Raw genomic sequence first — 10259 nt, 5'->3', positions numbered from 1 at the left:
ACCACCACCTTTAACAGTGATGTACAGATCCAGTTTCTCAACCATGTCGACCAGTTCCAGCGGCTGACGAACTACCATGCGGGCAGTTTCACGACCGAAGTACTGTTCCAGAGAACGTTGGTTGATAACGATTTTGCCGTTGCCCGGTTTGATGAAAACGCGAGCTGCGGAACTTTTGCGGCGACCAGTGCCGTAGTATTGATTTTCAGCCATTGCCTATAATCCCGATTAGATGTCAAGAACTTGCGGTTGCTGTGCCGCGTGGTTGTGCTCGTTGCCAGCGTAAACTTTCAGTTTACGGAACATAGCACGACCCAGCGGGCCTTTTGGCAGCATGCCTTTAACCGCGATTTCAATCACACGCTCAGGACGGCGAGCAATCATCTCTTCAAAGGTCGCTTCTTTGATACCACCGATGTGACCGGTGTGGTGATAGTACACTTTGTCAGTACGCTTGTTGCCGGTTACAGCAACTTTGTCAGCGTTCAGAACGATGATGTAATCACCGGTATCTACGTGCGGAGTGTATTCCGCTTTATGCTTACCGCGCAGGCGAATAGCCAGTTCAGTAGCCAGACGGCCCAGAGTTTTACCGGTCGCGTCAACAACGTACCAGTCGCGTTTTACGGTTTCTGGTTTAGCTGTAAAAGTTTTCATTAAAAGCTTACCCAATAAATAAGTTACACGTTGGTGAACACCCAAACGTTATGTCAGTTGAGGTTCACACGACAAAGTCCGGCAAACCTACCCCTTCGAATAGCCAATGCCAGCACACAAAAAGTTTTGGGAAAAAAACTTTCTTGTAACGTGGGGTCGCAAGATTATAGAGAAGTCGGGGTCAAAGATCGACCCCTTTCTGTGATTTGCCCAACAGTTTATTGGCCGTGATCAGGGCATGTGTTCTTGCTTGAGATATTCCTCGCTCTGCATCTCCTGCAAACGCGACAGACAGCGCTGGAATTCGAACTTCAGTCGCTCCCCCTGATACACCTCATATAAAGGCACAGCGGCGCTTACCACCAGCTTGACGTGGCGTTCGTAAAATTCATCCACCAGCGCGATAAAACGACGCGCTTCGCTTTCCATTAACGGTGTCATCACCGGCACGTCAAACAGCATAACCGTATGGTAGAGGCGTGACAGCGCAATATAGTCGTGCTGGCTGCGGGCATCAACGCACAGCGTATGAAATGAGACCGCCAGCGTCTGGTTTTCCATGCCCAGCGTCGGCAATGGACGATGATTAATCTCCAGAACCGGTCCCTGCTGTTCACGTTTGGTGCCAGCCAGCGCCAGCCAGAGGTTATCCATCTGCTGCTGCGTTTCATTATTCAATGGTGAGAGCCACAAATGCGCCTGGGTCAACGTCCGCAGACGATAATCCACGCCTGCATCTACGTTCATGATGTCGCAATGCTGCTTAATCGCATCGATGGCGGGAAGAAAACGCGTACGCTGTAACCCGTTACGGTACAGCTCATCTGGCGGTATATTCGAGGTCGCCACCAGCGTAATACCGCGCGCAAACAGCGCCTTCATCAGCCCGCCGAGCAGCATGGCATCGGTAATATCAGACACAAAAAACTCATCAAAGCACAGCACATCTGTTTCTGCCTTAAAGCGGTCGGCCACGATGTCGAGCGGATCGGTTTGTCCCTGCAGCGCGGTTAACTCCTCATGCACGCGCAGCATGAAGCGATGGAAGTGCAGACGCTGCTTACGAACGCCAGGCAGGCTGTGGTAGAACAGATCCATCAGCCAGGTTTTCCCCCGACCAACGCCCCCCCACATATATAAGCCTCGCACCGGCGCGCTGTGCACCTCTTCCTTTTTCCCCAGCAGTTTGCCCACGCGGGCCATAAACCCTTTTGCTTCGGAAACCGCTGGGGGGTTCACCGTTAACGCCTGGTAAATGATCTCCAGACGATTGACCGCTTCTCTCTGCACGTCGTCGGGTTGGTGAGTGCCTTCGTTAATGGCTTTCAGGTAACGCGATGTGGGGGTAAAGCTCTGCATGATGTTATTGTTATTCCTTGAAAATCGGTGTGCCGTCGTTCACGGTTGACGAAAAAAAGGCCGTTCTACACTACGCGATATAAAGACGGGATTCCACTTCTGTGGGATTAGCGGTTATAGTGGCAGTATCAGGCGCAGGCATGGAGCCTAAAGCCAACACCCTACGGAAACAAAAGACAACGGGAGATGTTCATGACCTGGGAATATGCGCTAATTGGGTTAGTCGTCGGCATCATCGTCGGTGCTGTAGCCATGCGTTTTGGTAACCGGAAATTACGCCAGCAACAGGCGTTGCAGTACGAACTGGAAAAGAATAAAGCTGAGCTGGAAGAGTACCGCGAAGAACTGGTCAGCCATTTTGCCCGCAGCGCCGAGTTGCTGGACACCATGGCTCACGATTACCGTCAGCTGTATCAGCACATGGCGAAAAGCTCCAGCAGCCTGCTGCCGGAACTGTCTGCGGAATCTAACCCGTTCCGTAACCGTCTGGCTGAATCTGAAGCCGGCAACGACCAGGCTCCGGTACAAATGCCGCGTGACTACTCCGAAGGCGCATCCGGCCTGCTGCGTAGTGGCGCAAAGCGCGACTAACCGCACAGCGATAATATTTTTCCTGGGCGCAGCGATTGCGCCCACCTCTTCTCTCCCGTCCCGACTATCATTTAATCATTATCCGCATTGTTAGCAGATTGAAAATTCAATAACATCAAACTGTTTTGAATCGTCTTTCCCTTTACTCAAGGTACGAGAGCAGGATCAATGAAAATACAAACCCAGCTGTTGAGTGCATTAGCGTTAAGTGTCGGGTTAACTCTCTCGGCGCCGTTTCAGGCCATTGCGTCGATCCCAGGCCAGGTTCCCGGCCAGCCCGCGCTTCCCAGTCTTGCCCCGATGCTCGAAAAAGTGCTGCCTGCCGTCGTTAGCGTGAAGGTTGAAGGCACCGCCACTCAAACGCAGAAAGTCCCGGAAGAGTTTAAAAAATTCTTTGGCGATGATCTGCCCGATCAGCAGGCACAGCCGTTTGAAGGACTGGGTTCCGGGGTCATTATCGATGCCGCAAAAGGCTATGTTCTGACCAACAATCATGTGATTAATCAGGCGCAGAAAATCAGCGTTCAGTTGAATGACGGGCGTGAATTCGAGGCCAAACTGATTGGCAGCGACGATCAAAGCGACATCGCCCTGCTGCAAATTCAAAACGCCAGCAAGCTGACGCAAATCGCCATCGCCGACTCGGATAAACTGCGCGTTGGTGATTTTGCTGTGGCGGTCGGTAACCCGTTTGGTCTGGGGCAAACCGCCACCTCCGGTATCGTCTCCGCGCTGGGACGCAGTGGGTTGAACCTGGAAGGTTTGGAGAACTTTATTCAAACCGATGCTTCAATCAACCGCGGGAACTCCGGCGGCGCGCTGCTTAACCTGAACGGCGAGCTGATCGGTATTAACACCGCTATTCTTGCGCCTGGCGGCGGCAGCGTCGGGATCGGTTTTGCCATCCCCAGCAATATGGCCCGCATCCTGGCGCAGCAGCTGATTCAGTTTGGTGAAATCAAGCGGGGCCTGTTGGGGATTAAAGGGACCGAAATGTCCGCCGACATCGCCAAAGCATTCAAGATAGATGTGCAGCGCGGTGCCTTTGTCAGCGAAGTACTGCCAAACTCCGGTTCAGCCAAAGCGGGCATTAAGTCCGGCGATGTGATTACCAGTCTCAACGGCAAACCGCTCAACAGTTTTGCTGAGCTGCGCTCCCGGATTGCCACCACAGAACCCGGTACTAAAGTGAAGCTTGGCCTGTTGCGTAACGGCAAACCGCTGGAAGTGGAAGTGACGCTTGATACCAGCACCTCGTCATCTGCCAGCGCGGAGATGATTGCCCCGGCATTACAGGGTGCGACGCTGAGCGATGGTCAGCTCAAAGACGGCAGCAAAGGTATCAAAATTGACAGCGTTGAAAAGAGCAGTCCCGCCGCACAGGCTGGTTTGCAGAAGGATGATGTGATCATCGGGGTCAACCGTGACCGCGTGAATTCTATCGCTGAGATGCGCAAAGTGCTGGAAGCCAAACCGTCCATTATTGCGCTACAGATCGTCCGCGGTAACGAGAGCATTTATCTGCTCCTGCGTTAAATCCAGACGACCGGGCATCAGCCTCGCGTGTGATGTCCGGTTAACTCGTGATATGCTGCTGCCGTTCCCTTTATTAATGACGCCTCCATCATGTTAGTGAAGCTCTTACGTTCGGTTGCAATTGGTTTGATTGTTGGCGCCATTCTTCTGGCCGCCATGCCTTCGCTACGCAAAATCAACACGCTTTCTGCACCGCAATATGACAGTGCCGACGAGACGCCCGCCAGCTATAACTCTGCGGTACGTCGCGCGGCCCCCGCTGTGGTCAACGTCTATAACCGCAGTATGAACAGCACCGCGCATAATCAGCTGGAAATCCGCACCCTGGGTTCAGGCGTGATCATGGATCAGCGCGGCTACATCATTACCAACAAGCATGTGATCAACGATGCCGATCAAATCATCGTCGCCTTGCAGGACGGGCGAGTGTTTGAAGCGCTGCTGGTTGGCTCCGATACGCTGACCGACCTGGCGGTACTGAAAATCAACGCCACTGGCGGTCTGCCGACGATTCCGATCAACGCCGGGCGTTCACCGCATATCGGTGACGTAGTCCTGGCGATCGGTAACCCTTATAATCTCGGACAAACCATCACCCAGGGCATTATCAGCGCCACGGGGCGTATCGGCCTGAACCCAACCGGACGGCAGAACTTCCTGCAAACGGATGCCTCGATCAACCACGGTAACTCTGGTGGGGCGCTGGTGAACTCGCTGGGTGAGCTCATGGGTATCAACACCCTGTCGTTCGATAAAAGCAATGACGGCGAAACGCCGGAAGGGATCGGCTTTGCCATTCCGTTCCAGCTGGCAACCAAAATTATGGATAAGCTGATCCGCGATGGTCGTGTTATCCGTGGCTACATTGGGATTGGTGGTCGTGAAATTGCCCCACTGCACACGCAGGGCGGCGGTATGGACCAAATCCAGGGGATCGTCGTGAACGAAGTGGCGCCGGATGGCCCGGCGGCGCAGGCCGGTATTCAGGTTAACGACCTGATTATCTCCGTGAACAGCAGACCTGCGGTCTCCGCACTGGAAACCATGGACCAGGTAGCAGAGATTCGCCCTGGTTCGGTCATTCCGGTGATTGTCATGCGTGATGATAAGAAGCTGACGCTACAGGTCACTATTCAGGAATACCCGGCAACCAATTAGTTATCGGCAATCAGGCAATAAAAAACCGGAGACATATTGCTCCGGTTTTTTTATGGCTTCGCGGCTCGCTTACTTGTTAACGAACTCTTCACCCAGTTGAATATCTTTCTTCAGGGTATCCAGCATACCTTCCAGCGCATTCTGCTCGAATGCGCTCAGTTTGCCGATAGACTGACGCTCTTCGACGCCGTTTTTACCCAGCAGCAGCGGCTGCGAGAAGAAACGTGCGTACTGACCGTCACCTTCAACGTAGGCACATTCAACAACGCCTTTTTCGCCCTGCAGTGCGCGCACCAGAGAAAGACCGAAACGAGCGGCCGCCTGGCCCATAGACAGGGTTGCCGATCCGCCACCCGCCTTCGCTTCAACCACTTCAGTACCTGCGTTCTGAATACGCTTGGTCAGGTCAGCGACTTCCTGGTCAGTGAAGCTCACGCCCGGAATCTGCGACAGCAGTGGCAGAATGGTCACGCCAGAGTGTCCGCCGATAACCGGAACTTCAACTTCAGTCGGCAGCTTACCTTTCAGTTCCGCCACAAAGGTGTTGGAGCGGATGATGTCCAGCGTGGTTACGCCAAACAGTTTATTTTTGTCGTAAACGCCCGCTTTTTTCAGTACTTCTGCTGCAATAGCGACGGTGGTGTTCACCGGGTTGGTGATGATACCGATGCAGGCTTTCGGACAGGTCGTCGCGATCTGCTGTACCAGGTTCTTCACGATGCCAGCATTAACGTTAAACAGGTCGGAACGATCCATACCTGGTTTACGCGCTACACCTGCGGAGATCAGCACCACGTCCGCACCGTGCAGTGCCGGGGTCGCGTCTTCACCGGAGAAGCCTTTGATTTTCACAGCAGTTGGGATATGGCTAAGATCTACAGCCACACCGGGAGTCACTGGAGCGATGTCGTACAGGGAGAGTTCTGAACCTGAAGGCAGTTGGGTTTTTAACAGTAGTGCAAGCGCCTGGCCGATACCGCCGGCAGCGCCGAGGACTGCGACTTTCATCCTAAACTCCTTATTATATTGATAAACTAGTGTTTGTTGCTCCGCGGCGGCGACGTTAAACCACAAATTCGATGAATACAATCACCCGTATTCAATTCTGTGTTGTCACGCGAATTTAGCTTTTATGCATTTAATTGACGTAATCCGAAGCTGTCTGTGCAGTAGAGCAACTTTCCAACAGGTGGTGACAATATACCCTACTACCAGCCCAAAACAACATCAATTTGATAACAATTAATTTACTTTTAAGCTTATTTGCGAGGCGTGACACAGGCATGTTTCTTGATAACAATATTTGATAAAATTCCGCTCTTTCATAACATTATTTCAGCCTTCACTTGGGCAGACTATTTGCATAAAAATTCATCTGTATGCATAATAATGTTGTTTCCACTCTCATACTACGGGTGACTTATGCGAAGCTCAGCTAAGCAAGAAGAATTAGTTAAAGCGTTTAAAGCGCTACTTAAAGAAGAAAAATTCAGCTCTCAGGGCGAAATTGTCCTCGCATTGCAGGATCAAGGCTTTGATAACATCAACCAGTCCAAAGTGTCACGCATGCTGACAAAGTTTGGGGCAGTCCGTACCCGCAATGCGAAAATGGAGATGGTGTACTGCCTCCCGGCTGAACTGGGCGTACCCACCACCTCCAGCCCACTGAAAAACCTGGTTCTTGATATCGATTTTAACGATGCAGTGGTGGTGATCCACACAAGTCCTGGCGCGGCGCAGTTGATCGCCCGCCTGCTGGACTCGCTGGGTAAAGCTGAAGGCATTCTGGGCACCATCGCCGGGGATGACACCATCTTTACCACCCCGGCTAATGGCTTTACGGTAAAAGATCTTTACGAAGCCATTCTGGAGCTGTTCGAACAAGAGCTCTGACCCTCTCACCCCGTCGTCTGAGGCGGCGGGGTAAAACCCTGCTTTAACGTTCACTTCCCGTTATTTTATCTGCCTGTTATTTAGCAAATAGTGCGTTTATCTGCCCAAAATCATTCAAGCAGTGAATATGCTCATGCAAAACCGCACAAATCGCAAAATTTCATATCCATATGATTTTATTAGATATAAACAAAAAACCATCATTTTTTAATTCCAGACAGGCATAAAAAAATAAATTTTCATTACTTACGCATCGCTGAAACCATTAGCGTGGTATTAATTTATCACGTTATTAGTGTATACTTGATTTTGTGATGAGGGTCACGAAACGAAGACCCCCAATAATAAATTCGACGAGGTACTTATCATGAAAATCAAAACAACTGTTGCTGCGTTAAGCGTTCTCTCTGTTCTTTCATTTGGCGCATTCGCCGCAGATTCTATCAACGCAGAACAAGCACAAAATCGCGAAGCGATTGGCTCTGTCTCCGTAAGTGCAATCGGCTCCAGCCCAATGGACATGCATGAAATGCTGAACAAGAAAGCCCAGGAAAAAGGCGCATCAGCGTATCAGATCACCGAAGCCCGTAGCGGTGACACTTGGCATGCCACTGCCGAATTGTACAAATAAACCCTCGTCGTCTAGTCCGACGACCTTGCCCCCGACTGTCGGGGGCTTTTTTATCTCTCAATGACGAACATTAAAACGCAACTGACCTTCCAGTTCTTCTTCTGCTTCATCAAACAACAAAATCAGTGCGCCATAACGCCGGCGTGATTTCTCGGGTAGATGTACAAACTCGATCTCCAGCGGTAACGGCAGCGCTTCACTCATGATGATGTCCCACAGAGAGTCGAGATCGCTTACTTTCTCTTTGGCCAGGCCAAACATTCGCGCAAACTCACGATAAAAGTCGTCCTGATCCTCAATTTCATCAAAATCAAATGTATAGATATTCATCTATCGCCACCTTCCCGATAACGGTCTGACTACAGGCCGCCAATATGCAGGGTTTTCACTTCCAGAAATTCGTCTAACCCCAGAACCGATCCTTCACGTCCCAGCCCTGACTCTTTCACCCCGCCAAACGGTCCCAACTCGGTGGAAACCGCACATTCGTTTATCCCGATCATACCGCTCTCAATAGCCTGAGAGACACGGAACACCCGTTGTAGGTTTTGCGTATAGAAGTAAGCGGCCAGGCCAAACGGCGTGTTGTTCGCGCGCTCGATTACCTCTTCTTCTCGGGTAAAACGGAAGCAAGCGGCAACCGGTCCAAACGTCTCTTCGCTCGCCAGCTTCATGTCGTCACGACATTCACCCAATACCGTTGGTTGCCAGAAGTTACCGCCGAGTGCGTGCGCTTTCCCGCCCGCCAGCACTTTGGCTCCTTTCGCAACGGCATCTTCCACATGCTCACGCACTTTATCGACCGCAGACGGTTCGATCAGCGGCCCGACGACGACGCCGTCATCCAGGCCATTCCCCACCTGCAATGCCTGAACCGCATCGGTCAGTTTGCGGGTGAATTCGTCGTAGACACTCTCCTGGATATAAAAGCGGTTCACGCTGACACAAACCTGCCCGGCATTACGGAACTTATTGGCAATAGCGCCTTTTACCGCCGCATCGATGTCCGCATCGTCAAACACGATATAGGGAGCATTGCCACCGAGTTCCATCGACACTTTTTTCATGGTTTCCGCGGCATTACGTACCAGCGTTTTACCGACAGCCGTTGAACCGGTGAACGAAATTTTGCGCACCGCATGACTTGCCATGATGGCATCGCTGATTTCCGGCGTATTGCCCGCTACGGCGTTGAGTACGCCATCAGGGACCCCCGCTTTCTTCGCCAGCGTGAGCAACGCAAAGGCACTCAGCGGCGTGTTATTGGCCGGTTTTATCACCCCGGTACAGCCCGCCGCCAGCGCCGGGCCGAGCTTACGGGTCAGCATCGCCATCGGGAAATTCCACGGCGTAATGGCTGCCACGACGCCAATCGGTTCGCGTGTCGCCAGAATGCGAGAGCCGGGTTTGATCGGCGGGATAATTTCGCCATTGGCACGCTTCGCCTGCTCGGCAAACCATTGGATAAAGCTGGCAGCGTATTCGACCTCACCCTCGGCTTCTTTCAGCGGTTTCCCCTGTTCGGTGGTCATCAACCGTCCCAGCCAGCTTTTGTTTTCGATGATCAATTCATACCAACGGTACAGAATTGCCGAGCGCTCTTTTGCCGTTTTTGCCCGCCAGGCAGGAAATGCCTTACTGGCCGCGGCAATCGCCTCCTCGGTCTGCTGTTTTCCTGCTTTCGCCACCTTCGCGATCGTGTCGCCAGTCGCCGGATTGAGCACATCAAAGGTGGTATCAAGCGTTTTCCACTGCCCATCAACCAGATATCCCGTCTGAAAAAGTTCGTTGTCCTGAAGCGTTTGCATGGTGTTTTCTCCTTCTGATGTCCTGCATTGCGCACATCGAATAAGTATAGCCATAAAAAAACCGACGCTTTTGGCATCGGTTTCTGAGGGTTAGCTGTCGGTTAGCGCATGCTGGTACTTGTGCAACATACCGGTCAGTCGTTTCACCGGTTCAGTGACCTGCGGGGGCGCTTCCCAGACTCGCAGCTTTTCCTGATACACGTCCAGCTCATCCAGTAGCTGACCAAAGTAGCGTCGACGCTTGTCGTCATTCACGGCTGAAATGACATGATCCGCCGTACGACGCAACTGCTGGTGGAACGCGGAGAGATCGTCGTTGACCGGAATCGGCGCATCCCGCAGACGCTGGTGCGCAATGATCATGGTCAGCGCCAGACGGAACTTCGGCAAATCCCCCGGAAATTTATTCATCAACAGAAACAGCTGCTGATAAAGCGCGGGAAGATGGTTTTCTTTGCGCCGTACCACGTTGGTGGTCATCGCTGACACCGCCGCAGAAACAAACTGGTTGAGCAGCACACGACCCGTACGATCGCGAGAATTATCGCGCACAATCACAATGACCAGAAAGGCCAGTACGCAGCCCACAATCTGGCCTAACGCACTGTCCAGGAACTGGCTGAAGT

The 10259-nt window shown here is 52.2% G+C and carries 12 protein-coding genes; 5 read left to right on the top strand and 7 right to left on the bottom strand.

Features of this window, described 5'->3' with window-relative positions; genetic code table 11:
• The 3 genes from rpsI to zapE form a co-directional block, all read right to left on the bottom strand.
• Positions 1–213 (bottom strand): 30S ribosomal protein S9 (rpsI, locus tag AB7E14_RS14420; RefSeq protein WP_428169622.1); only part of this gene is annotated, 213 nt, incomplete at its 3' end.
• A 15-nt stretch (positions 214–228) separates the two neighbouring features.
• A complete protein-coding gene (gene rplM, locus AB7E14_RS14415; protein ID WP_042998322.1) occupies positions 229–657 on the bottom strand; it encodes a 50S ribosomal protein L13 in 429 nt (142 codons plus the stop codon).
• Positions 658–888: 231 nt separating this feature from the next.
• Positions 889–2016, bottom strand: a complete 1128-nt coding sequence (gene zapE / locus AB7E14_RS14410; protein WP_044326505.1) for a cell division protein ZapE — start codon at positions 2014–2016, stop codon at positions 889–891.
• Between the two features lie 192 nt (positions 2017–2208).
• Between zapE and zapG the strand changes: the two genes are divergently transcribed.
• From zapG to degS, 3 genes are all read left to right on the top strand, one after another.
• On the top strand, positions 2209–2607 hold the full coding sequence (gene zapG, locus AB7E14_RS14405) for a Z-ring associated protein ZapG (RefSeq protein WP_043001761.1): 399 nt from the start codon (positions 2209–2211) through the stop codon (positions 2605–2607).
• A gap of 168 nt (positions 2608–2775) precedes the next feature.
• Entirely contained in the window at positions 2776–4143 is a 1368-nt protein-coding gene (gene degQ / locus AB7E14_RS14400; protein ID WP_042998324.1) for a serine endoprotease DegQ, read from the top strand.
• Positions 4144–4233: 90 nt separating this feature from the next.
• Positions 4234–5301, top strand: a complete 1068-nt coding sequence (gene degS / locus AB7E14_RS14395; RefSeq protein ID WP_042998325.1) for an outer membrane-stress sensor serine endopeptidase DegS — start codon at positions 4234–4236, stop codon at positions 5299–5301.
• 69 nt (positions 5302–5370) lie between these two features.
• Here the strand turns inward: degS and mdh are convergent, their stop codons facing one another.
• Positions 5371–6309 carry a malate dehydrogenase gene (gene mdh, locus AB7E14_RS14390; RefSeq protein ID WP_042998326.1) on the bottom strand — a complete coding sequence of 313 codons (939 nt, stop codon included), beginning with the start codon at positions 6307–6309 and terminating at the stop codon, positions 5371–5373.
• A 414-nt stretch (positions 6310–6723) separates the two neighbouring features.
• Here mdh and argR point away from each other — a divergent pair, with 414 nt between their 5' ends.
• Both argR and yhcN read left to right on the top strand, forming a co-directional pair.
• Complete coding sequence (gene argR / locus AB7E14_RS14385; protein ID WP_042324992.1) at positions 6724–7194, top strand: transcriptional regulator ArgR; 471 nt, start codon at positions 6724–6726, stop codon at positions 7192–7194.
• Between the two features lie 367 nt (positions 7195–7561).
• Complete coding sequence (yhcN, locus tag AB7E14_RS14380) at positions 7562–7825, top strand: peroxide/acid stress response protein YhcN (RefSeq protein ID WP_042998327.1); 264 nt, start codon at positions 7562–7564, stop codon at positions 7823–7825.
• Between the two features lie 57 nt (positions 7826–7882).
• Here the strand turns inward: yhcN and AB7E14_RS14375 are convergent, their stop codons facing one another.
• The 3 genes from AB7E14_RS14375 to AB7E14_RS14365 form a co-directional block, all read right to left on the bottom strand.
• Positions 7883–8155 carry a barstar family protein gene (locus tag AB7E14_RS14375; protein WP_042324989.1) on the bottom strand — a complete coding sequence of 91 codons (273 nt, stop codon included), beginning with the start codon at positions 8153–8155 and terminating at the stop codon, positions 7883–7885.
• A gap of 29 nt (positions 8156–8184) precedes the next feature.
• Complete coding sequence (locus AB7E14_RS14370; protein ID WP_044327098.1) at positions 8185–9633, bottom strand: NAD-dependent succinate-semialdehyde dehydrogenase; 1449 nt, start codon at positions 9631–9633, stop codon at positions 8185–8187.
• A 90-nt stretch (positions 9634–9723) separates the two neighbouring features.
• Positions 9724–10259, bottom strand: a 536-nt coding sequence (locus tag AB7E14_RS14365; protein WP_428169621.1) for an FUSC family protein, incomplete at its 5' end; no start/stop codon positions are given.

Source organism: Citrobacter sp. (assembly GCF_050252275.1).
GTDB lineage: Bacteria > Pseudomonadota > Gammaproteobacteria > Enterobacterales > Enterobacteriaceae > Citrobacter_A > Citrobacter_A amalonaticus.
The sequence above is the reverse complement of the archived record's forward strand: the minus strand, read 5'-3'. Positions and strand labels throughout refer to the sequence as shown.

What these genes read in the sequence shown, in the direction of transcription:
- rplM (WP_042998322.1), bottom strand. Translation starts at nt 657, where the DNA reads ATGAAAACTTTTACAGCTAAACCAGAAACCGTAAAACGCGACTGGTAC.
- zapE (WP_044326505.1), bottom strand. Translation starts at nt 2,016, where the DNA reads ATGCAGAGCTTTACCCCCACATCGCGTTACCTGAAAGCCATTAACGAA.
- zapG (WP_043001761.1), top strand. Translation starts at nt 2,209, where the DNA reads ATGACCTGGGAATATGCGCTAATTGGGTTAGTCGTCGGCATCATCGTC.
- degQ (WP_042998324.1), top strand. Translation starts at nt 2,776, where the DNA reads ATGAAAATACAAACCCAGCTGTTGAGTGCATTAGCGTTAAGTGTCGGG.
- degS (WP_042998325.1), top strand. Translation starts at nt 4,234, where the DNA reads ATGTTAGTGAAGCTCTTACGTTCGGTTGCAATTGGTTTGATTGTTGGC.
- mdh (WP_042998326.1), bottom strand. Translation starts at nt 6,309, where the DNA reads ATGAAAGTCGCAGTCCTCGGCGCTGCCGGCGGTATCGGCCAGGCGCTT.
- argR (WP_042324992.1), top strand. Translation starts at nt 6,724, where the DNA reads ATGCGAAGCTCAGCTAAGCAAGAAGAATTAGTTAAAGCGTTTAAAGCG.
- yhcN (WP_042998327.1), top strand. Translation starts at nt 7,562, where the DNA reads ATGAAAATCAAAACAACTGTTGCTGCGTTAAGCGTTCTCTCTGTTCTT.
- AB7E14_RS14375 (WP_042324989.1), bottom strand. Translation starts at nt 8,155, where the DNA reads ATGAATATCTATACATTTGATTTTGATGAAATTGAGGATCAGGACGAC.
- AB7E14_RS14370 (WP_044327098.1), bottom strand. Translation starts at nt 9,633, where the DNA reads ATGCAAACGCTTCAGGACAACGAACTTTTTCAGACGGGATATCTGGTT.